The sequence below is a fragment of the Bifidobacterium sp. LH_450 genome (genome assembly GCF_056356715.1).
In genome coordinates, this window is the sequence record NZ_JBKEUU010000003.1 from 51,136 (window position 1) to 73,210 (window position 22,075).

14 protein-coding genes are annotated in these 22,075 nt (G+C 64.2%); 3 read left to right on the top strand and 11 right to left on the bottom strand.

Annotation, left to right across the window (positions count from 1 at the left end):
- Positions 1–47 precede the first annotated feature (47 nt).
- From AC1AXT_RS05105 to AC1AXT_RS05120, 4 genes are all read right to left on the bottom strand, one after another.
- Entirely contained in the window at positions 48–1,532 is a 1,485-nt protein-coding gene (locus AC1AXT_RS05105) for a S10 family peptidase (protein WP_476541277.1), read from the bottom strand.
- A gap of 379 nt (positions 1,533–1,911) precedes the next feature.
- A complete protein-coding gene (locus tag AC1AXT_RS05110; protein ID WP_476541279.1) occupies positions 1,912–4,149 on the bottom strand; it encodes an APC family permease in 2,238 nt (745 codons plus the stop codon).
- Positions 4,150–4,456: 307 nt separating this feature from the next.
- Positions 4,457–5,806, bottom strand: a complete 1,350-nt coding sequence (locus AC1AXT_RS05115) for a C1 family peptidase (protein ID WP_476541281.1) — start codon at positions 5,804–5,806, stop codon at positions 4,457–4,459.
- A 186-nt stretch (positions 5,807–5,992) separates the two neighbouring features.
- Positions 5,993–7,354 (bottom strand): C45 family autoproteolytic acyltransferase/hydolase, encoded by a 1,362-nt coding sequence (locus tag AC1AXT_RS05120; protein ID WP_476541283.1) that lies wholly within the window; start codon positions 7,352–7,354, stop codon positions 5,993–5,995.
- Positions 7,355–7,999: 645 nt separating this feature from the next.
- Here AC1AXT_RS05120 and AC1AXT_RS05125 point away from each other — a divergent pair.
- Entirely contained in the window at positions 8,000–9,196 is a 1,197-nt protein-coding gene (locus tag AC1AXT_RS05125) for an ATP-binding protein (protein ID WP_476541285.1), read from the top strand.
- On the opposite strand, the gene AC1AXT_RS05130 is transcribed toward AC1AXT_RS05125, so the two are convergent.
- Positions 9,193–9,828, bottom strand: coding sequence for a peptide deformylase (locus AC1AXT_RS05130; RefSeq protein ID WP_476541417.1), 636 nt, complete (start codon positions 9,826–9,828; stop codon positions 9,193–9,195). The two genes, AC1AXT_RS05125 and AC1AXT_RS05130, sit on opposite strands and share 4 nt — an antisense overlap.
- A 72-nt stretch (positions 9,829–9,900) precedes the next feature.
- Positions 9,901–11,286, bottom strand: a complete 1,386-nt coding sequence (gene glmM / locus AC1AXT_RS05135; RefSeq protein ID WP_476541287.1) for a phosphoglucosamine mutase — start codon at positions 11,284–11,286, stop codon at positions 9,901–9,903.
- 269 nt (positions 11,287–11,555) lie between these two features.
- Between glmM and AC1AXT_RS05140 the strand changes: the two genes are divergently transcribed.
- Positions 11,556–12,326, top strand: coding sequence for a hypothetical protein (locus AC1AXT_RS05140; protein ID WP_476541289.1), 771 nt, complete (start codon positions 11,556–11,558; stop codon positions 12,324–12,326).
- 531 nt (positions 12,327–12,857) lie between these two features.
- Here AC1AXT_RS05140 and pepN read toward each other — a convergent pair.
- The 3 genes from pepN to dapA all read right to left on the bottom strand — a co-directional run bounded on the left by pepN (position 12,858) and on the right by dapA (position 18,721).
- On the bottom strand, positions 12,858–15,500 hold the full coding sequence (gene pepN / locus AC1AXT_RS05145) for an aminopeptidase N (RefSeq protein WP_476562934.1): 2,643 nt from the start codon (positions 15,498–15,500) through the stop codon (positions 12,858–12,860).
- A gap of 62 nt (positions 15,501–15,562) precedes the next feature.
- Positions 15,563–17,560 carry a ribonuclease J gene (locus tag AC1AXT_RS05150; protein ID WP_476541293.1) on the bottom strand — a complete coding sequence of 666 codons (1,998 nt, stop codon included), beginning with the start codon at positions 17,558–17,560 and terminating at the stop codon, positions 15,563–15,565.
- Positions 17,561–17,812: 252 nt separating this feature from the next.
- Entirely contained in the window at positions 17,813–18,721 is a 909-nt protein-coding gene (dapA, locus tag AC1AXT_RS05155; RefSeq protein WP_476541295.1) for a 4-hydroxy-tetrahydrodipicolinate synthase, read from the bottom strand.
- Between the two features lie 143 nt (positions 18,722–18,864).
- Between dapA and dapB the strand changes: the two genes are divergently transcribed.
- Positions 18,865–19,617: a 4-hydroxy-tetrahydrodipicolinate reductase gene (gene dapB, locus AC1AXT_RS05160; RefSeq protein ID WP_476541297.1), complete on the top strand. Its 753-nt coding sequence runs from the start codon at positions 18,865–18,867 to the stop codon at positions 19,615–19,617.
- Between the two features lie 127 nt (positions 19,618–19,744).
- Here dapB and AC1AXT_RS05165 read toward each other — a convergent pair whose 3' ends face one another.
- Positions 19,745–21,232, bottom strand: coding sequence for an MFS transporter (locus AC1AXT_RS05165; protein ID WP_476541298.1), 1,488 nt, complete (start codon positions 21,230–21,232; stop codon positions 19,745–19,747).
- Positions 21,229–21,975 carry a GNAT family N-acetyltransferase gene (locus AC1AXT_RS05170; protein ID WP_476541300.1) on the bottom strand — a complete coding sequence of 249 codons (747 nt, stop codon included), beginning with the start codon at positions 21,973–21,975 and terminating at the stop codon, positions 21,229–21,231. Before AC1AXT_RS05170 ends, AC1AXT_RS05165 begins: the two co-directional genes overlap by 4 nt.
- Positions 21,976–22,075: the final 100 nt, after the last annotated feature.

The window sequence follows — 22,075 nt, forward strand, 5'->3', positions numbered from 1 at the left end:
CCGGGGACGGATTGTCAAACTGTCACGCTGCCAGCGGCAGCGGCGGCTCACTCGACCGGCTCGTGCGGCAGCTGGTAGAACGCCTTGAGTTCGGCCGCGGCGTTCTTCAGCGCCTCGGCGTCGGCGTACAGCATGTGCCCGTTGGAGTTCACCTTGAACGAGATGCGCTCCTTGAGCTCGGCCGGCAGGAACATCTTGGACGTATCGTGCAGCACGTTCCAGAACGGCGTCGCCGCGTCGTGGATGCCGCCGAAGAACAGGATGCGCGACGTCGGGTTGCGGCGCAGCGCGGTGGCCATGTCCCACGCGACGTTCGGCACCTGGGCCGGTCCCATCGTGCCCGGAGCGGTGTGCGTCCAGTTCCAGTCCATGTTGACCTTCATCGACAGCGGGTCGTAGGTGGCGTAGCCTTCGAAGCCGATCTCGTCGTGCAGCCACTTCATGTAGGCGTCGAGGTAGGCGGCGTTGATGATGTCGTAGGACGGATCCTCGCCGGCGTAGAACTCGTTGTCGCCCTGCACGTCCTGGTAGGCGTAGGTGACGGCGCGGGTGTCGTAGCGGCCGATGGTCTTGCCTTCGTCCTTGAGCAGGTTCTTGCGGAACGTGTCGAGCTCGATGCGCAGGCCCTTCTCGACGATGAAGTCGGCCGGCAGGCCGATCAGCTCGCTCATTTCGGCGGCGACGGCCTTCATTTCGTCGGCCGGCAGGCGGTCGGCCTTCGTGACGGCGGCGGCGTAGGTGTCGTACACCCAGTCGACGGCCTTGTCGAACCACTTGTACTGGTCCTGGCCGACGCCGGCCTTGCCGAAGTAATTCGCGGTGGCGGCGTAGACCGGCACCATGCCCATGTAGTAGGCGTCGTCGCCGGGCATGACCGGCTCGTAGTCGAGGATCGTCGACTGTTCGATGACGCCGGCCACGCCGCGGCCCATTTCGCCCAGCAGGCGGTAGACGACGGCGTTGCGCATCGTGCCGTAGGATTCGCCGTACAGGTAGACCGGCGAATCGTCGCGGCCGTGCTTGGCCAGCCATGCGATGATGCCGCGGGCGAACGCGTCGCCATCGCCGTCGACGCCCCACACCTTCTTGGCGTCGTAGTTCGGGTCGACCTTCGAGTAGCCGGTGCCGAACGCGTCGATGAACACGAGGTCGGAGCTCGGCAGCAGCGTGTACGGGTTGTCCTCCATCGCCGTGTCGTTCGGCAGGTGCTTCTCGCCGTCGGTAGCGACGCGGCGGGCGCCCATGCCGCCGATGTTGACCATGTAGGAAGCGCCGCCGGGGCCGCCGTTCCACAGGAACGTCACCGGACGGTCCTTCTTGTCGGCGACGTCGTCGGAAACCTGCGAGAACATGAACATCTGGCCGATCAGCACGTTGTCCTTGTCGTAGACCGGCACCATTTCGGCGGTGGCGGTGTAGTTGATCGACTCGCCTTCCGGGGACTTCCATACGAAGTCCTTGGTGGCCGTCGCCGGCACCGGCAGCGGCTCCTTCTTCTCGCCCTGGGCGGCGGCTTGCGTTTCGTCTGCCATATCGAGCTCCTTAAGATTTTTGCTTGGAATTAATGGTCGCAGCGGGCAGCTCTCGCTGCGGAAAACAGCTTCATGCTATGCCCGGTAAGTTTGGTTTTTTCTGAAATCTTGCTTAGAAGAAATAAGATTCCTCGCAAAGATTATTTTCGGTCGCACCGGTTTTTTCTGTCCAGTTCCCCAACACGCCACCAGCGGAGGAACCGAACCCAGCCTCCACTGAAAATCCTGGGTCGGGTTCCCCAACACGCCGCGGGGGGGAGGAACCGGGGCCAAGATTCGTCCGAAATCTCAGGTCGGGTTCCCCAACACGCCGGAGCCGGAAGAACCGGACCCAGCCTCCACTGAAAATCCTGGGTCCGGTTCCTCTGAGCGGCGAGGGTTACTTGTCGGAATCGGCCGGCTTGGCGGAACCGTCGGTCTTGGCGGAACCCTCGGCCTTCGCGTCGCCGGACGCGGCCGGCTTGGCGGAATCAGCCGGCTTGGCGTCGCTGGAAGCCGCGTCGGCGGACGCGGCGCCGGCATCGTCTTGCCGCAGATGCGACTGGGCGGTTTCGACGGCCTGCTGGGCGGCGGCGGTCTCCTCCTTCACCTTCTGGCGGGCGGCGGCGAGGTTCTCGTCGGCCTTCGCGCGCAGTTCGTACGCCTTGGCCTCCACCTCGGCGTCGTGCGCGACCGTCTGCGCCTTGGCCGCGGCGGCGCGGGCTGCTGCGGCGTCGGCATTCAGGTCGGACGGAATCTTGACGGCGGCAATCTCCTCCGCGGTCGGCGCCGGAACGTCGACGCCGGGGACGGACAGGTCGTCGTCGGGCTGGACGTGCGGGGCAGCGAACGCAACGGTCTTGATGCTGTTGTTGTTCGGGTTGATCATCGCGGCCTTCGCAGGCTCGCTCGGCTCCTTGATGCCGTGCTCCGCGAGGATCTTCGCGGCGGCCGCGGCCTGGAGCTTGTAGTCCTTGGAGCTCGGCAGGTCGATCGTTTCGTTCGGATCGTAGTAGTGCTTGATCGGCATGCCCATCGGGGCCTGGCCTTCGCTCATCAGCGCGGTCGGGATGTTCGACTCGACCTTGCCCGGCTTCTTCAGGCCCTCGATCTGCCAGGTGAACGGCGCGAACTGGTTGGACGGATCGACCCAGTTATGCTTGCGCGACGCACGGTAGATGAGGAAGCAGCACAGGAACACGAACGCCAGCAGACCAAGGATGATGATGTCGTAGGTGAACGCGGAGCCGACTTCCTTCTTCAGCTGTGCCGGCGGGTAGAACGCGATGACGATGGCGAACACCGCGGCGAGGATGCCGATGCCGGCCACTATCCACGCGCCGACCATGCCGCCGGGCACCTTGAACGAACGCGGGCGGTTCGGCTGTTCATAGCGCAGCTTGAGGAACGCGACGAACATGAGCACGTAGTAGATCATGTACAGGATCGTGATGGCCTGCGTGATCAGGGCGACGAAGCCCTCGACGTTGGGCAGGAAGAACACGATGAACGCGACGATGGTCATGAACAGCATCTGGAAGTACATCATGCGGCTCGGCATGCCGTGCTTGTTGTTGTTCTGCAGCCACTTCGGCAGGAAGCCCGAGCGGCCGGCCTGGCCCAGCATGTAGGACGGGCCCGCGAGGTTCGTGATCAGCGCGGCGAAGCTGTTGGCCATGCCTAGGTAGACGAACACGACGTACAGGTCCGGGAAGCCGATCGTGGCGCCCAGGTCGCGGTAGACGGTGTTCAGCGTGTACAGCAGGTTGATCTGGCCTTCCGGAACCATCATGGCGATGATGACGGTGCCGATGACGAAGATGAGGAACGCGAGGATCATCGAGACGAACACTACGACCGGGAACTGCTTGCTCGGGTGCTTGAGGTCCTTGATGTGCGCGGCGTTCATGTCGACGCCGGCGAAGCTGAAGAACACGCCGGCGACCAGCGACAGCGACGCCATGCCGTTCCACTGCGGGACGAAGCCGCTCATCGACATGTCGATGACGGGCTTGTGGCCCTGGCACAGCCAGACGATGGCAAGGATCATCATGACGGACAGCGGCAGGAACGTGCCGAAGATCACGCCGTACTTGGCGATGTTCGAGAAGACCTTGACGCCCTTGGTCGCCAGCCAGCAGATGAACCAGTAGTAGGCCAGCCAGCCGAGCATGATCGGCAGCGTCACCTTCCAGCTATGCGAGTTCTCGGCGAAGTTGACCGCCCAGTCGTAGTTCGTGGTGAAGAAGCCGATCGTCGCCGAGGAGCTCGGGATGCCCGAACCGAACGAGAACGAGGTCTGGAACCACAGAATCAGCAGGCAGCAGATGGCCGGGAACGTGCCCAGGCCTTCGCCTACCCAGCGGAAGATGCCCCCTCGCTGGCTCCAGCCGGACGCCAGTTCAGCGGCGACCAGGCCGGTCGGCACGAAGAACAGCAGGCCGCCGATGAGCAGGTAGGTCACGGCCGACAGGCCGTAGAAGCTCAGCTGGACGTCGTTGGCGATGCCGGCCAGCGTCGTGACCGTCATCATCGTCAGGGCTATCGTCGAAAGCTGGCCGGTTCCTACCGACGGGGCCTTCGCATCCCCTTGTTTCGCAACCGCCTTCGTTGCGGTCGCATTCGATTTTCCACTCATAATGAATCCTTGCGATGCGGAAGGGTTGCCTCCTTAACAAGCCTTCCTGCGACATACGTTTTTCCAGGGCTCAAGCGAACGGGGGCAGCGGGTAGTGTCCGCTGCCCCCGTTTCGCTTCAGCAAGTCGCCTTTGCGGGCCGCCTGCGCAGGCTGCCTGAACAAGATTCTTCGCCGGGAAGGAACCGTTCAGGCAAGCCCCCTGCGCACGCCCAAGCCAACGGGCAATGCCGCCGGCCGGCCGCCGCCTTGTACTGTTGCGTTGCGTTCGGACGGCGGCGAATCGGGCGGCAGGTCAGGCAGCGGGGCTCACGGCTCCGGGTTGAAGGTGTTCCAGTACGGCAGCACGACGGGCTCGGTGTCGAGGACCTTGCGGTACTCCTCCGGCAGGAACTCCTTGCGCACGCCGACTTCGTAGTTGTATTCCTCGAACCACTTCTGGTCCATGATGAAGTAGCCGTTGTGGCCGACTTCCTTGTTGTGGGCCTTGGTGCCCCACGAGTTCTCGACCTTCCAGCGCACCGGCTTGCCGTTCTCGTCGAGGTCGACGCCGCCGATCAGCATGGCGTGGGTCGGCAGGGACTGGTTGGTCTCGAAACGCTGGGCCTTGTCCATCGTCCACTTGATGCCGAAGAGGTTCTCCATGTCGTACAGGCCGCAGCTCAAGATGCCCTTGGTCCAGTCGGCGTCCTGCGTGACGTCGCAGCCGAACCACACCGGCTCGCCGGCCTTGAGCTGGTCGATCGTGGCCTGGACCATCACGTCCATCGGGACGTTGACATAGTGCAGGTCGCGCTTGGAGCCGAGCACCTCGCCGGTCATGTCGATCGTGTACATCTTGCCGTAGTCCTCGGTCGGCAGGTTGATGACGCCGACGTAGTCCTCGAGCTTGTAGCCGACGTACTTCTTGTAGAACTCCAGCGGGGTGAGATTGCGGTCGACGTGGTACTTCTTGTCGGTGTCGCGGTACTCGAAGTCGACGTGCGTCGGCGGCTCGCCCATCGACACGGCCAGGATGCGGTAGATGTCGTTGAGCATCTCCATGCGGCGGGCGTCGATGTCCTTCTCGGACTTGCGGGAGTTGACCATGTCGCGCAGCTCCAGGGCATCCTGGCGCAGCAGCTTGTTGAGCACGGCGTCGAGGTCCGAGGTGTTCTCGGTGACGGCGGTGTTCGGCATCGCTTCGAGCGGGACGACGCCGTACTTCTCGACGAGGGCGACGATCGGGTCGAAGTCGCCGCCATCCTGCTGCGGGGTGGCGAGCAGGAAGTCGATGCGGCGGTCATCCAGGTCCGAGGAAGCGTACTTCACGATGTTCTCCATGAAGAAGTTCGCCTTCTCGAGCTTGTCGAAGAAGAAGTTGTAGTTCTGGGACAGCTGGAACGAGCCCTTCGGGAGCTTCAGGTCCTTCTCGATCTTGTGGCGCATCCAGTTGAGGCAGGAGTACATCCAGCAACGGCCGGACTGCTGCTGGTTGGCGACGGCTTCGTCGTCCACGTCGATGGAGAACACGAAGCTGTTTTCGGTGACGGCGACGTGCTCGCGCTCGGCGGAAGCCTTGATGCCGTTCTTCTTCACGGCGTTTTCGGCAACATGCTGGGTCGTAGCCTTCTTATACGACTCGGCCATCTTCGACAGGTCTTGTTTCGTCAATTCCATGTCAAATTACCTTCCCTTAATATTGACCTTCTTTGACGCATTTCCCGTGTCCCACCATCACGAAAGCTTTACGTCAAGCTTTGCTTTATTTGTACACCCCGGCTATGGGGAGAAACCTGAAAAACCATTCTTTTCGCCGCACGGCGCAAAACCGCGTGGGGCCGGAAATCCCCGACGTTGGAAATCTCAGACGAACAGCGTCCAGGGCTGGCTCGGGCGGCTCTTCAAGTAGCCGCGCTGCCAGTTCCACTGCGGATGCTGGTTCATGAAGTCGTCGGCGTCGAACGGTTCACCGTCGGCGCGGCCGAAGATGCCCCACATGCGGAAGTTGTCGATGTCGTTGCCGTCGGCGCACTTGCCGTCCACCGAACCGGCCGGATAGAACGGAATGTTCCACACGGCGTTCATGTCGTCGGCGTAGTACTGCGGGTCCACGTCGTAGTGGGCGCAGATGTCGCGCGAGCTGGCGCACTCGTAGCCCAGGTACGGGTCGAACTTGTCGGCAAGGATCTTCTTGGCCATTTCGTCGTCGATCGTGCCGTTGACCTGCGGCAGCAGCTGCGAGAAGCGGGCGCGGCGGGCGCCGGTCTGCTGGCGCACGTCGTTGTAGCCGTTGTCGACGCATTCGAGGTTGCGGATCTCCGGGTTGTGCGCGGCGTTGCAGCCGAAGAAGTAGCCGTCCTTCGTGCGCAGCAGCTCCTGGTGCTTCAGGCCTTCCTCATAGCGCGCGATTTCGCCGGTCTTGGCGTCGACGAGCATCCAGATGTTCGCGTAGCCGCCGTTGTTGTCCTTGTTCTCGATGTCGATCCACTCGTCGATCGAGTTCGCGTACTGCGTGGCCTTGCGGGCGCGCACGTACTCCGGGGCCTTCGTCGTGTCGTAGCCGACGAAGCCGGCGAGCGTCGTTTCGGTGATGCCCAGGCCCCCGGAGGTGACGTAGAAGTCCATCATCGAGGCGATGTAGCCCGGCACCGTCTGCATCTTGATCTTGTTGCCGTTCGTCGGCTCGATGGCCTCGCACACGTTGAAGTACTGGCCGCTCCAGAATTCGTCGAAGCTTTCGTGGGCGATGACCGGGCGTCCGTCGACGGTGGCCGAGCCGGTGGCCACGAAGCCGGAGCAGTGCGAGCTCTTCTTCGGCGGGTTGTTCGTGTACTCCTTGGCGACCTGCGGCCACCAGTAGCCGGTCATTTCCATCCACGCGTTCCAGCCGATGATGTCGTCGAGCGAGGTTTCGTAGCCGGCGGCGGTGAAGCCGTCCGCCATGCCCTGCATTTCGTCGTAGTATTCCTTGAAGTCCTTCTCGATGATGGGCTTGTGCATCTTGACGGCGTTCTCGACGAAGAAGTCGTAGCTCATGCCGAACGATTCCATCGTCATATGCTTGTAGACGCGGATGGCGTCCTTGAATTCGTCGACGAGCAGGTAGCCGTGCTGGAACCCGATTTCGTACGGCTCGCCCTTCACCTTGATGTAATGCCAGCCGTTGAGGTCCTCCTTGGAGGCCTTCGCTACGATCGCCTTCTGCTTGTCAGTTAGTTCAGCCATATGCTGCTCCTTGTCCCCACAGGCCCACGGACATCCTTCTCCCGTGGATTCCCTAGTTCCAAGAACCTAGACCCCCTAACTTAACCCCGTCTCCATTTCCCCGCACGGCGCAACACCTCCCACCCATCTGTTGCGACACCGGCGCTGGAACATATCGCGCGGCCTACGTTCCAGTCGCTGACAGCGCCTCACCGACTGAAACGTATCCGGTAATCTACATTCCAGTCGGTGACGGCCTCCCAGCGACTGAAACGTATCTGAAAAACTACGTTTCAGTCGGTGAGGCGACGTGAGCGACTGAAACGTATCCGGAAATCTACATTCCAGTCGCTCACCGCCTTCCGGCGACTGGAACGTAGGTTTCAGGGAATGATTCAGTCGGTGGCGGCTTCGCAGCGACTGAAACGTATCCCCCAGCCTATGTTTCAGTCGCTGGGAACGTACTTCATTGTTCACTTGAATCTTGATTTAGATGGCTTTAGACTTCTTTAGATTCATTTAGACTCCTTTAGAATTACCGAAAACGTTCGTTTTCCCTTTAGATTAGGGGTAGAATCTTTTATACTTCAAGATTTCACCGCTCCCAGCCGCTGCGTTCCCGCGCACTGGAGGAACGGAACATAACGCAACGTATAGGGGAAGGCCATGGCACGTACGCTGAATCCATTCAAGCCGGGAGCCGGCCGGCGCCCGGTCCAGTTAGCGGGCCGCGCGTGGGAAATCAACGCGATGGACGAGCTGCTCGAGCAGGTGCGGCTCGGCGAAACCGGCCAGGGGATGATCTTTTCCGGACTGCGCGGCATCGGGAAAACGGTGCTCCTGAATATGCTCGCCGACATGGCGGAGGAACGCGACATGGCGGTGCTGTGTATGGAAGCCACGCCGGATGCCGCAACGGGTTTCGCCGCGCTGTTCGACGGCCTGACCTCCCTTATGGCGACCGTTCGCAACGACGGAATCCGCGAACGGGTAGCCAACGCCATCCAGCGGGTCAGCGCGGTGTCGCTGGAACTCGCTCCCGTGAAAATCGGGTTGAATCTTGGCGATGGACAGTCTGTACAGTCGCAAGCAGGCGACATATTCCGCCTGCAAACGATGGTGGAGACGATTGCCAAGGAACTGCAGGAAGTGAATTCCGGGCTCTTCTTCTTCATCGACGAGCTGCAGGAAATGGATGAAGGCCTTCTGGGCGCGCTCATTACGCTGCAGCATACGATGGGCCAGCGGGCGTTGCCGTTCTATATCATCGGCGCCGGGCTGCCCGACCTGCCGGGAGTGCTCTCGCGTTCCCGTTCGTACGCCGAACGCCTTTTCCTGTATCGCAGGCTTGACAATCTGTCGATGGACGAAACCCTGCAGGGATTCTGCGAACCCGTCGAGTCGAGAGGCGCGACGCTGACCGCCGGAGCAGCCGCCCGTTTGGTGGAGCTGTCCGATGGGTACCCGTACTTCATCCAGGCGTATGGGGCCGCGACGTGGAACAATGCGGAATCCTCCCCCATCGACGTGCCGTCCGTCGAACACGGCATCGCCGAAGCGCAGACGGTGCTGGACGAGGGCCTGTACAAGGCGCGCTGGCAGCGGGCGAGCGAAAGGGGACGCGAATACCTTGCGGCCATGGCATCCCTTGGCGGCGACGAATGCGCCATCGGCGACGTAGCGGCGACGATGAAGGCGTCGGCGAAGCAATTGAGCATGGTGCGCAGTTCGCTGATCGAACTCGGCCTGATCTATTCCCCGGCGCGCGGCAAAATCGCGTTCACCGTCCCCGGAATGGGAGATTTCATTCGCCGGGAAGATCCGGCGCTGCTCCAGCCGTACGACGGCGACGCGGGCCGCTAGAAGCCGAGCTGTTCGCGGGCTTCGGTGACGTCGGGATCGGCGGCCCACAGGTCGCCGAGATTCTCGTCGCTGCTCAGCGAGCGGATGAACGCCTTGTCGATATAGAGCTCGCCGGACAGATGGTCGGTTTCGTGCTGGAAAATGCGCGCCGGCCAGCCGTGCAGCCGTTCCTCGTGCCGCACGCCGTCGACGTCCTCCCAGCGGGCGACGATATCGAGATACCGCCGCCGCACCGCCTGGTAGCCCTCCACCGACAGGCAGCCTTCGAAAAAGTCGCGGGTTTCGTCGCCGACCGGCTCGTAGGACGGGTTGATGATCTCGTGGAACGGGAACTCGGCGAACTCGCGCGGATCGGCGGAACCGTCCTCATCCTCGCCGACATGGTCTTCAAGCACGGCGAACGAGAACGGCAGCCCCACCTGCGTCGCCGCCAGACCGACGCCGGGAGCGTCGAGCATCGTGCGGCGCATCGCCTCGATGAGCTTCTTCATCGTCTGCTTGCTCAGCTGCCCTTCGTAGCGCACCGTCTGGCGCCGCAGCACCGGCTCGCCGGCCTGCACGATCGGCAGGATGCCGCCGTTTTCCTGTTCGCATTCCTTCAGCCAGCGCTCGATGTCGCGGTTGAGTTCCATGTCGACGTTGCTTTTCTTCACTGCGATCGGTTCCGTTCCGTTGAAAAAATCTTGTTTCCTATTCGAGATTCCCTACAGCGCAAGTTCGCGCGCGACGACCTGCGCAAGCCGCGCGCAGACTTCGTCGCTCTGTTCCTGCGTCGCCGCTTCGACCATGACGCGGACGAGCGGTTCGGTGCCGGAAGCGCGCAGCAGCACGCGGCCGGTGTCGCCGAGCAGCTCCTCTTCGGCGGCGATGGCGGCGAGCACCGCTTCGTTGGTGCCGGCGGCAGTCTTGTCGACGTCGGGAACGTTGATCAGCGTTTGCGGAAGCTGCGGGAAGTCGGCGGCGAGTTCCTTGAGGCTCTTGCCGGACTGGACGACTTCGTTGCACAGCGTCAGCGCCGTCAGCGTGCCGTCGCCAGTCGTCGCGAACTCGCGGTTGATGACGTGGCCGGACTGTTCGCCGCCGAGCGAGTAGCCGCCGCGCAGCATCTCCTCGAGCACGTAGCGGTCGCCGACGCCGGTTTCGACCGTCTTGATGCCCATGTCGGCGAGCGCAAGCTTCAGGCCGAGATTGCTCATCACCGTCACGACGAGCGTGTCGTGGTTGAGCTTGCCGGCGCGCTTCTTGGCGCGGGCGAGGATGCCCATGATCTGGTCGCCGTTGACGAGCGTGCCGTCCTCGTCGACGGCGAGGCACCGGTCGGCGTCGCCGTCGAACGCGACGCCGAGCGCGGCGCCGGTCGCCTTGACGGTGGCCTGCAGCTGCTCGGGGTGCGTCGAGCCGGCGTTCTTGTTGATGTTGTAGCCGTCCGGCGACGCGTTGATGACGATGACGTCGGCGCCGGCGCGGCGCAGCGCTTCCGGAGCGACGACGGACGTGGCGCCGTTGGCGCAGTCGGCGACGATCTTGAGGCCCTGCAGGGGCTTCGGCTGCACCTTGTCGGGACCGATCGGCGCAATCGTGGAGACGAGATGGTCGATATACAGGTTCGTTGCGGTGACGGTGTCGTGGCTGACGCGGCCGACGCCGGCGCCGGTCGGGCGCTCCCAGTCCTGGCCGAGCACGGCTTCGATCTCGTCTTCCTTCGTGTCGGGAAGCTTGAAGCCGCCGCGCGCGAAGAACTTGATGCCGTTGTCCGGCATCGGGTTGTGCGAGGCGGAAATGACGGCGCCCATTTCGACGTTCAGCACGCTCGTCAGGTACGCGACGCCCGGAGTCGGGATGATGCCTGCGTCGATGACGTCGAAGCCGCCCGCCGACATGCCGGCCGCGAGCGCCGACGCCAGGAAGTCGCCGGAAACGCGCGTATCCCTGCCGATCAGCGCGCGGTGGCGCCCTTCCGGCTGGCGTCCGGGCGCGGCGTCGTCGCCGAGGACGCGTACCGCCGCGTCGCCCAGGTCAAGCGCAAGCTGCGCGGTCAGGTCGCGGTTCGCCAGCCCGCGCACTCCATCGGTACCAAACATTCGTGGCATTACAAGACCCCTGTTGTTGTGTTCGAAAATCACGCGGCCGCAAAGCCGCCGCGAAAAGCCTGCCCCCAATCCTACTCGCACCGCTGCTTTTCCCACCGCGACGCGCCCCGGCGGCGCGCATATCTTCTCCAAAAACAAGGCTTCGAAAAACGGAACGCACCCTGCAACCGCTCGCCGGCATCGTTATACTGACCCCGAATGCCGGTCTTCGCCAAGACCGTTCCAATCCGGCAACCGTTGGGGGTTGCCCGTCCACGTCGAGGTGCCGAATGAAACGAGCCGTCTCTTTCCTCGCCATTGCGCTAGCGTGCAGCCTCTCGCTCTCGGGATGCGGCGGCGCGACCGGCGCCCAGCCGGAACCGTCCGCTTCCAGCGTTTCGTCCGTCCCTTCAAAACTCGCTGCAAACGTTTCCGAACGCATCCGTACGCTGATGGAGGAGGAATCGGATTCGATTTCCACGGCGCAACGCCAGATCCTGGAGCGTACGCTGGGCAACGACGGCGCCGTCGGCATCGCCGATTACGAAACGGCGTGGTCGAACTACCGGCAGTGCGTTGTCGACAAAGGGTACGCGGAACCAATCTATGCCAAGTATTCCAACGGACTGTACGGATCGTCCACCAACGCCGACCTTTCGCGGATGACCGATGCCGAACGTTCCAAATTCAGCGTTGACTGGGAGGAGTGCTGGAACCGGGAAGTCGGCATCGTCCAAGATGCGTTCATGCTGCAAAGCGGCAATCCGGAGTTGAATGGGGACAGCGGCGCAGCTACCGTCGACTGCTTGCGGCGCGCCGATCTGGTCGACGCTTCGTATTCGAAAAAGCGATATGAAGAGGAGTACGAAGCGTTTACCGACGCGCAGGCCGGCTTTTTTGAACAAGATTCCGAAGGCGCGCTTGCGCAGGCCTATCAGCTTGCGAAATCGGAGTTTTCCTTTGATATGGATAATCCGGATGCCCGCGTCTGCGTTGCGTCCAACGGCATCGACATCGCCGCCGAGGCCGGCGAGCTGGAAACCTACTATCCGTTAGGCTAGCCGTCTACTATTCCGCTGTGCTCGCCATCTCTTATCCGCTGCGCTAACCGCTGGAATATAGCAGATTCTCTATTTTCCAGCCGCCTGCGAGCGTTCAGTGACTGGAAAATAGACAGAAAAATACGTTTCAGTCGCTCAGGTGTTGTAAGCGACTGGAACGTAGACAGATTGTTACATTCCAGTCGCCTGTGAGCGCTCAGTGACTGGAACGTAGAGAAAAATCTAGATTCCAGTCGGTGAGAGTCCCAGCGACTGAAGTATGCGCAAGATTCTACATTCCAGTCGCTTACGTCGCCTCAGTGACTGGAACGTAGACAGGACAGAATAGTTCAGTCGCTGGGAACGTCAGCGACTGAACTATCGAAAGAAAAATACGTTCTAGTCGCTGAGGCGTTACCAGCGACTGAAACGTAGACAGATTGCCACGTTCCAGTCGCCTGCGAGCGCTCAGCGACTGGAACGTAGAAGGAAATCTAGATTCCAGTCGCTTACGTCACCGCAGCGACTGGAACGTAGAGGGTGGGAGATTTTTCAGTCGGCCTGAGTTCCAGCGGCGCTGTCCGCGAGGCCGGCGTTGTAGGCGGCGACTCGCTTCGTGCGTTCCGAGGACTCGACGTTGGCCTTGACCATGCGCTTGAGGGCGTTGTCGGCGTCGGCGTGGGCGGCGAGCCACGCGTTGCCGGCTTCGACGAGCGCGGCCGGGTCGGCGTAGGCCGGGTAGAGCCCCTCGATCAGCGTTTCGGCCATGTGGAACGTCTTGCCGCTCCAGATGCCGTCGACGGCTTCGAAATACGGTTCGACGAACTCGCCGGCGAGCGCCGGGTCGTGCGTCGAGGCGAAGCCGGCGGCGACTTCCTCAAGCTGCGCGTTGGTCAGCGAATCGTTGCCGAGCGCCTGCTGCCACGCCCAGTGCTTGGCTTCCTCGGTCGGGCGCGACGCCTTCGCACCGTACGCGAACTCACGGTTCTCGGTGGTGTCCTTCTTCGCCAGTTCGGCGTCGACCTCTTCGTCGGTCATCGCGTCGACCGACACGAGCGCGCGGATGAGCGACCAGCGCAGGTTGTTGTCGATGTCCAGCCCGTCGAACGACACGGAACCGTCGAGCAGCCCGCGCACGTTGGCGACGAAGTCGGCGTCGCCGGGCACCCCGTACGTCAGGTAGGCGCCGACCAGCTGGAACTGCTCGTCGGAACCGGCCTTCGCCTCGCCGGCGAGCTTCCACAGCGCGGCGGCGACTTTTTCGGCGAGCGCGTCGCGCTTCGCCGGGTCGCAATAATGCCAGACGGTGGCGAAAACCTGGGAGAGGGCGTAGCGGAACGTCGTCGATTCGGTTTCGGTGGCGAGCGCCGCCAGCGACGTGTCGACGAACCGCGCGGCCGGCAGCTCGCCATCGCGCGTCATGTCCCACAGCGCCAGCCAGATGACGGCGCGGGCGAGCGCGTCGTCAAACCGGTAGAGGTTCTCCAGCGCGAACTCGAGCGAGGCCGCGTCGAACCGCAGCTTCGTGTAGGTCAGGTCGTCGTCGTTCGTCAGCAGGAACGCCGGGCGCGGCAGCCCGACCGCCTCGTCCACTTCGGTAGCGGCGCCGGAAACGTCAAGCGCGATGTCGCGCACGCGCACGACCTTGCCGGTTTCCTTGTCCTCTTCGTAGAAGCCGACCTTGAGCGCGTGCGGACGCAGCACGTCGTGGTCCGCCGGCGCGCTCTGGCGCAGCGTGAAGGCGGTGATGGCGCCGTCGGCATCGGTCGCCAGGTCCGTCGTGATCGTGTTGATGCCGGCTTCCTCAAGCCACACCTTGCTCCACGCCTTCAGGTCGCGGCCGGAGACGGCTTCGAGCTCGGCGAGCAGGTCGGCGAGCGTCGCGTTCGAGTACGCGTAGCGGTCGAGGTAGTTGTGGATCCCTTCGAAGAACCGTTCGCGGCCGACGTACGCGACGAGCTGCTTCAGAACCGAAGCGCCCTTGGCGTACGTGATGCCGTCGAAGTTGACGTACGTGTCGTTCAGGTCGTTGATCGGCGCGACGATCGGGTGCGTCGTCGACAGCTGGTCCTGGTTGAGCGCCCAGCTTTTCTCGCCGGAGCAGAACGTGGCCCACGCGTCGGTCCATTCGGTCGCCTCCGCGGTGGCGAGCGTCGACGTGAACTCGGCGAAGCTTTCGTTGAGCCACAGGTCGTTCCACCACTTCATCGTCACGTAGTCGCCGAACCACATGTGCGCGAGCTCGTGCAGCACCGTCACCACGCGGCGTTCGGCGAGGGCGTCGGTCACCTTCGATTCGAACACGTAGGAGTCGCGGATCGTCACGAGGCCGATGTTCTCCATCGCGCCGGCGTTGTATTCCGGCACGTAGATCTGGTCGTACTTCGCGTACGGATACGGCACGCTCCACGTCTTCGTGTAGAACGCGAAGCCGCGCTTGGTGACGTCGAACAGGTAGTCGACGTCCTTCGCGAGCGCGTCGGCGAGCGCCTTGCGGCAGTACATCGCCATCGGCACCGTCCGGCCGTCCTCGTTCGCGTATTCGTCGTGCCATTCGGCGTACGGGCCGGCGCAGATCGCCGTCAGGTACGAGCTCATCGTCGGCGTCGGCGCGAACGTCCAGCGCTTGACGCCTTCGTTCGGCTTGTCGCCGAGCGTGCCGTCTTCGGTCTGCGCGCCGTCGACGGCTTCGGTTTCCTTCACCGGCATGTTGGCGATAACGGTCCAGCTTTCCGGCGCCGTCACCTCGAACTTGAACACGGCCTTGAGGTCCGGCTGGTCGAACACGGCGTAGACGCGCCGTGCGTCCGGCACCTCGAACTGCGTGTACAGGTACACGTTGCCGTCGGACGGGTCGACGCTGCGGTGCAGCCCTTCGCCGGTATTCGAATACTGGCAGCGCGCGGTGACGCGGGCTTCGTTATGTTCCTTGAGATTCGCCAGCTCGACGCGGCTGTCGGCGTACGCCTGCGCCGCGTCCAGCTCCTGCCCGTTCAACGAGACCGACTCGACGCCGTCGGCGATCAGGTCGAGGAACGTCGAGCTTCCCGGCTCGGCGCCGAACGTCACCGTCGTCGTGGACAGGAAGTCCTTCGGCCCGCGGGTCAGGTCCAGCGCGACATGGTATTCAATCGGGCCGCGCACGGCCGACTTGCGTTCTTCCGCTTCCTGGCGCGTAAGATTCGCTCCTGGCATTGCTTACCTTCTTTCCAAAGATCGTCAAGATTTTCAGGCTGCGTTCGCCTGCGCTTATTCCCTTATTCGTTGCTGGAGAGCATATCGTCCATATCGGCGGCGATGTCGGCGACGACGGGGACGATCATCGGCTTGCGGTGCAGCTTGCGCGCCACCCAGCTGCCGAGGGTGCGGCGCATGAGCTGCTGGAGCTTGTGCGTGTCCTTCGTGCCTTCGCGCATGGCGTTTTCCAGCTGGTCGACGACCTGCAGGCGCACCGATTCGAATTCGCTTTCGTCCTCGGCGACGGCGTTGAGGTAGATCTTGGGGCCGGAGACCACTTCGGCGGCGTCGGTGTCGACGACGACGAAGCTGGAGACGAAGCCTTCGGAGCCGAGGATGCGGCGCTTCTCGAGCTCCTCTTCGGTCAGTTCGCCGACCGAGTCGCCGTCGACGTACACGTAGCCGCACGGCACGGAGCCGACGATGGCGGCCTGGCCGTGATAGAGGTCGACGACGTCGCCGTCCTCGGCGAGCACGACGTTCTGCGGGTCGACGCCGGTCTTGACGGCGATCAGGCCGTTGGCCACCAGGTGGCGGTTCTCGCCGTGGATCGGCATGGCCGCCTTCGGCTTGACGATGTTGTACATGTACAGCAGCTCGCCCTCGTTGCAGTGGCCGGAGACGTGCACAGCCGCGTTGTCGCGGTTGACGACGCGGGCGCCGCGCTGCACGAGCTTGTTGATGACCTTGTATACCTCGTGCTCGTTGCCCGGAATGAGCGAGCTGGCGAGGATGACGGTGTCGAACTCGTTGATCGTGATGTCGCGGTGGTTGCCGTCGGCGATGCGGCCGAGGGCGGCCATCGGCTCGCCCTGGGAGCCGGTGCACATGTAGACGAGCTTGTCGTCCGGGTAGTCCTTGGCCTCCTTCAGGTCGATGACGGTGTCCTCCGGCAGATGCAGGTAGCCCAGGTCCGCGGCGATCGACATGTTGCGCACCATCGAGCGGCCGACGAACACGACCTTGCGGCCGTACTTGTGGGCGGCGTCGACGACCTGCTGGACGCGGTGGACGTGGCTGGAGAAGCTGGCGACGATGATCTTGCGGGTGGCCTGCGCGAACGCGAGGTCGAGGGCCGGGCCGATCGACGTTTCCGGCTTGACGAAGCCGGGGACCTCGGCGTTCGTCGAGTCCATCATCAGCAGGTCGACGCCCTGCTCGCCGAGCTTGCCGAATTCGACGAGGTCGGTGATGCGGTGGTCGAGCGGCAGCTGGTCGAGCTTGATGTCGCCGGTGTCGATGAGCGAGCCTGCCGGCGTCTTCACGTAGACGGCCAGCGCGTCCGGAATGGAGTGCGTGACGTTGATGAACTCAAGGTTGAACGGGCCGACCTTCATCTTGTCGCGGCCGGTCACCTCGTGCATGACCGGCTTGATGCGGTGCTCCTCGCACTTGGCCTCCACGAAGCCCAGCGTCAGCTTCGAGCCGATCAGCGGGATGTCCGGGCGCAGCTTCAACAGGTACGGCACGCCGCCGATGTGGTCCTCATGGCCGTGCGTGAGCACGAGCGCCTCGACCTGGTCGAGGCGGTCCTTGATGTAGTTGAAGTCGGGCAGGATCAGGTCGACGCCCGGCTGCTCCTCCTCCGGGAACAGCACGCCGCAGTCGATGAGCAGGATGTGGCCGTTGTATTCGATGACGTTCATGTTGCGGCCGATTTCGCCCAGGCCGCCGAGCGGCACGATGCGCATCGAGCCCTTGCGGTACTTCGGGGGAGCCACGAGCGTGGCCGGGTCCTTGCCTTCGCCGGTGGCGATCTGGCGCTTCTTCGGGTCGATGGCGGCGTTGGCGCGCGACGGCAGGCGGCGCGATGCGGCCTTCGCCGCGTTCTTCAGCGTGGCCTTCGCGCTGCGCGGGGCCTTGGCGCCGGCCTTCGCCGCAGCCCTGGAGCCGCGGCCCGCGCGGGCTGCCTTCTCAGCCTTGACCGCTTTGACGGCGCGTTCGCCTGCCGTGGCCTTGTGCGAGGCCTGCGCTGCGCCCTTGGCGCCTGACTTCTTTGCAGTTGTTTTCTGTGTCATTTCCTATGGATTCTCTTGGTCGCCGGCAGCCTGTGCGGCCGGCTGGGTCTTAATGTCTCCATTCTTGCCCACGGCAGCCGGGCCGTAGGCGAGAATCCATCCCAAGCGGAAAAACCGGCCCGGGCAACCGGCACAGCCTTGCTTCGCGAAAGCGGGAACGTGCGCGCGTGGAAAATCTCGGGCAGTTCAACTGCACGGTTCCAAAGCGCGCCGCGTTCGCAAGGCCGCAACGTTGCCAGCCGGCGACGGAAGCTACAGCAGCTTCGATGCCTTGAGCCCTTCCCGTGCCTTGACCAGCTGGGCGCCGTTGGGGCCGATGTTGGGCAGGCGCATGCGCGTGCAGTCCAGCAGGCCGCGCTCGTGCAGCGCCGCCTTCGCCATGACGGCCTGGAAGCCGTCGCCGTTGAGCGCTTCGATGGCCGGGGCGATCTGCAGCGCCAGGCGCTGTGCGGCGTGGATGTCGCCGCGGTCGAACGCTTCGGCGAGCTGCACCATCGGGCCGGCGGCCGCGTGCGCGACGACCGAAATGATGCCGACGGCGCCAATCGACAGGAACGGCAGGTAGAGCGCGTCGTCGCCCGAATACCAGGTCAGGCCGGTTTCGAGGCGCTTGCGCACGGCGCCGGCGATGTCGCCGGTGGCGTCCTTGACGGCGGTGACGTGGCTCAGCTCGGCAAGGCGGCAGTAGGTTTCCAGCCCGATGCGCACGCCGGTGCGCCCCGGGACGTCGTAGACGATGATCGGCTTGTCGGCGGATTCGTCCACCGCCTGGTAATGGCAGAAGATTCCTTCTTGGGATGGCCGCGAGTAGTAGGGGCAGACGACGAGGACCGCGTCGGCCCCCGCTTCCTGCGTCTGCTCCACCATGCGGACGGTATGCGCGGTGTCGTTGGATCCGGCGCCGGAAATGACCGGCACGTCCACCGCTTCCTTGACGGCGCGGACGAGCTCCACCTTCTCCTCGATATGGGTGGTGGGCGATTCGCCCGTCGTGCCATTCACGACGATGCCGTCGGCACCGTCCTTGACCAGCTGCTTCGCCAGCTTCTGGGCCGTCGCGAAGTCCACGTCGCCGTTGTCCTTCATCGGCGTCACCATGGCGGGCAGTACGCGGCCGAAGGGGGCGGGGTCAAGCAGGTGAATGGTTCCGTCTTGAGTCATGCCTTCAACGCTACCGCGAGCCCTCCCCCACGAGCGATGGCGGCGAAACAAAATACCGGCGCGACGGTAATCTTGGCTCAGCAGGCGGGCGGCGTGGGCGGCCCGGCCGCTGAACGCATGGAATTGTGGAATGGAGGGACACCATGATCCGAGTTTCCGTAGTGGGCGCCAAGGGGCGCATGGGCGCGACGGTCGTCGGCGCCGTCAACGCGGCCGACGACATGGAGCTGGCGCTGGCGCTCGACGCCGGCGACGACCTGGCGCAGATCACGCCGGACAATACCGACGTCGTCGTCGAATTCACCGTGCCGTCGGTATCGTTCGGCAACGTCAAGCAGCTGATCGGCCAGGGCGTCGACGTCGTCGTCGGCACGACCGGCTGGACCGAGGACAAGCTCGACCAGATCGAAGCGGCGCTGCAGTACGCCCCGCGGCCGGACCAGGCCGTGTTCATCGCGCCGAACTTCGCGATTTCCGCCGTGCTGGCCGCGCACTTCGCGCGCGTCGCCGCACCGTACTTCGAGTCGGCGGAAGTCATCGAAATGCACCATCCCGACAAGGTCGACGCGCCGAGCGGCACCGCCATCCACACGGCGCAGGGCATCGCCGAAGCGCGCCGCGAAGCCGGCCTGGGGGCCGTGCCGGACAAGACGGAAACCGACGACGGCTCGCGCGGCGGCACCGTCGACGGCATCCACGTCCACGCCGTGCGCCTGCGCGGCATGAACGCGACCGAAGAGGTGCTGTTCGGCAACGCCGGCGAAGCGCTGACGATCCGCGCCGACAGCTTCGACCGCGGCTCGTTCATGCCCGGCGTGCTGCTGGCGGTGCGCCAGCTGTCCACCGGAAACTGGCAGGGGCTGACCGTCGGACTCGACAAGTTCCTCAATCTGTAAATCTGTAATCTTTAATAAAGATTCTTCACTTCAGCACAGCGGGAACGGTGCCTTGGGCACGTTCCCGCTGTGCTTTTCCGCACGGCGCCGGCAGCCGCGTACGGGACGGCTGCCGTAACGGGCGGAACTATCCCCGCTTATGGGTGACGACGAACCAGCCGATGAGCGCGAACGGAATCGAGGCGGCGACGACGATCCAGGTCATCATCACGCCGGCATGCGCGTCGATATGGTCGATCACCAGGCCGCCGATCATCGAACCGAGGGACGTGCCGACCGAATTGGCCGTCGTCAGCCATGACAGGCCCTCGGTCAGCGCGTCCTGCGGCACCGTTTCCTTGACGATGAGGTTGCCGGTCGCCAGCAGCGGCGAGACCACGAGGCCGGCGAGCACCTCGACGATGCCGAGGACGATGTAGTTGTCCATCGTCACGCGCATCAGCGCGAACCCGATGGCCAGGATCGCCAGGCACGCCACCATGCGGCGCCAGTGGGAGCCGCGGTGCTGGCGCGAGCCGAACACGATGGCGCCGATGAACGAGCCGAGCGCGATCATCGCGAGCTGCACGCCGAGAAACCGCTCGAGCCCGTCGTGCTCCATCGCGGCCGTCATCGACACGTCGAACGCCGAAAAGCTCATGTTGAACACGAGGAACGTGAGCATCAGCGGCAGGATGCCGGCATACAGCAGCACGTTGCGCACCTGCTGCGCCGTTTCCAGCGGCTGGCCGGCGGCGTCCAGCACGACCGTTCCGTCCGCAGCACGCACGAAGCCGCCGCTTGCCGCCGAACCGTTCGCACCCCCGGCCGCCGCGCCGCCGCGGTGCGCGGCTTCCTTCGCCGCATGCCGCCTGCCGGGCCGCGTATAGACCTGCGAAAGATTCCCGTCGGCGCCAATCTCCTTTAAATACGCGTCGGAACCGACGGCGTCGAAGTCGCCGCGAGCGAGCCGCACGTCGAGATCGTCCGGATCGACCGGCAGCGTCTTCTCCTCCCGCAGCACCGGCGGCTGCGAGCTTTTGAGCGCAAAGAACACGGAACCGCCGATCAGCGCCGCCGCTGCCGGCACGAACAGCTGCGCGACCGGATGGACCGACGTCGCCAGCGTCGCCGCGAGAATCGGCCCGAAAATATAGACGATTTCGTCCACCGCCGCTTCGAACGCGTAGGCGGTGTCGAGCAGCTCGTTGTGGCCGGTGCGCTGCAGCAGGTACGCCCAGCGGGTGCGCACGAGCGCGCCGAACGAAAACTGCGTGGCGCCCATCACGATCGCCAGCACGAACAGCGCGCCGACCGGCACGCGGAACAGCGCGGCGAACGCGAAGCCGAACATCGAGACGACCTGCACCGTCAGCACAATCGGGCCGACGCGGCGCTGGCCGAACCGGTCGAAGAAGCGCGCGTAGAACGGCGTGACGGCGGCGACGGCGAGGATGTACGCGGCGGACATCGCGCCGGCGATCGTCCAGTTGTCGTACATCTTGTTCAACGCAAGCACGATGCCCAGCGACATCATCGAAATCGGCAGCCTCGCCAGCGCCGCCGACGCCGAGAACGCCTTCGCTCCCGGCAATGCGAACATCCTTGCGTACGGCGAGCGCGAACCGCCCTTCATCGCAGCGCACCCCCGATCTTGGCGACGCTGCACTGCGGCCGCGGCACGTCCAGCCGCCCGCGGTATATATATTGGTCCATCGTCAGCGGCATCCCGTCGACGCCGTCTTCGGGGTGGTCGGCGTGCAGCCGCTCGGCGACGCGGTCGAGCCCCTTGTGTTCGTAGAAACCGAAATCGCAGGTCGAGTCGGTGTGCAGGAAGTACGCCTCGACGTTGCGTTCCTTCAGCGATGCCAGCAGCCGGCGCCACAGCTCGCCGCCGACGCCCGTGCCACGGGCGGCGGACGCCACGGCGAACAGTTCGAGCTCGGCTTCCGTGTCCAGATCGATGGCGCTGTCGGCTTCCAGGATCCCCTCGATGACGAACATGCGCCGGAAGACCGCGAGCTGCGCCGCCGCCAGCGGACCGTAGGATTCAATCCGCGCGGCGATGTCGTTCATCATCGCCGGAGCGGCGGGGAACAGCGGCTGCTCGCCCGGCCGGCGCACGAGCGTCACGCCGAGCAGCGTGCCGTCGGGAGCCTCGCAGACGGTGCCTTCGCTGGTCAGCGCCATGTAGTGCAGCGTCATCCAGCGGCCGAGCAGCGTGGCGGCTTCGGCGGATTCAACCGGTTCGTCGACCGGCCACGTCGCCTCGAACAGCGCGGCCAGATTGTCCAGATCGTCCCATTGCGCAGGCCGGAACGTGCGTTCGTCGCGTGCGTCGCGGCCGGCGGCGGTATCGGTGTACGCGTTGTCAGTCATCGCGCTCCCCTTTGCCGCGCGGCGTGTGTGCCCGCCCACGCAGGCCGCGCGTTGCTGTGCGTTCAAGCACGGCTGAGCGGCGCGGTGCGTTCCCCCACGC

What these genes read in the sequence shown, in the direction of transcription:
- AC1AXT_RS05170 (WP_476541300.1), bottom strand. Translation starts at nt 21,975, where the DNA reads ATGACTGACAACGCGTACACCGATACCGCCGCCGGCCGCGACGCACGC.
- dapB (WP_476541297.1), top strand. Translation starts at nt 18,865, where the DNA reads ATGATCCGAGTTTCCGTAGTGGGCGCCAAGGGGCGCATGGGCGCGACG.
- AC1AXT_RS05165 (WP_476541298.1), bottom strand. Translation starts at nt 21,232, where the DNA reads ATGAAGGGCGGTTCGCGCTCGCCGTACGCAAGGATGTTCGCATTGCCG.
- AC1AXT_RS05150 (WP_476541293.1), bottom strand. Translation starts at nt 17,560, where the DNA reads ATGACACAGAAAACAACTGCAAAGAAGTCAGGCGCCAAGGGCGCAGCG.
- AC1AXT_RS05120 (WP_476541283.1), bottom strand. Translation starts at nt 7,354, where the DNA reads ATGGCTGAACTAACTGACAAGCAGAAGGCGATCGTAGCGAAGGCCTCC.
- dapA (WP_476541295.1), bottom strand. Translation starts at nt 18,721, where the DNA reads ATGACTCAAGACGGAACCATTCACCTGCTTGACCCCGCCCCCTTCGGC.
- AC1AXT_RS05140 (WP_476541289.1), top strand. Translation starts at nt 11,556, where the DNA reads ATGAAACGAGCCGTCTCTTTCCTCGCCATTGCGCTAGCGTGCAGCCTC.
- AC1AXT_RS05105 (WP_476541277.1), bottom strand. Translation starts at nt 1,532, where the DNA reads ATGGCAGACGAAACGCAAGCCGCCGCCCAGGGCGAGAAGAAGGAGCCG.
- pepN (WP_476562934.1), bottom strand. Translation starts at nt 15,500, where the DNA reads ATGCCAGGAGCGAATCTTACGCGCCAGGAAGCGGAAGAACGCAAGTCG.
- AC1AXT_RS05110 (WP_476541279.1), bottom strand. Translation starts at nt 4,149, where the DNA reads ATGAGTGGAAAATCGAATGCGACCGCAACGAAGGCGGTTGCGAAACAA.
- AC1AXT_RS05115 (WP_476541281.1), bottom strand. Translation starts at nt 5,806, where the DNA reads ATGGAATTGACGAAACAAGACCTGTCGAAGATGGCCGAGTCGTATAAG.
- glmM (WP_476541287.1), bottom strand. Translation starts at nt 11,286, where the DNA reads ATGCCACGAATGTTTGGTACCGATGGAGTGCGCGGGCTGGCGAACCGC.
- AC1AXT_RS05130 (WP_476541417.1), bottom strand. Translation starts at nt 9,828, where the DNA reads ATGGAACTCAACCGCGACATCGAGCGCTGGCTGAAGGAATGCGAACAG.
- AC1AXT_RS05125 (WP_476541285.1), top strand. Translation starts at nt 8,000, where the DNA reads ATGGCACGTACGCTGAATCCATTCAAGCCGGGAGCCGGCCGGCGCCCG.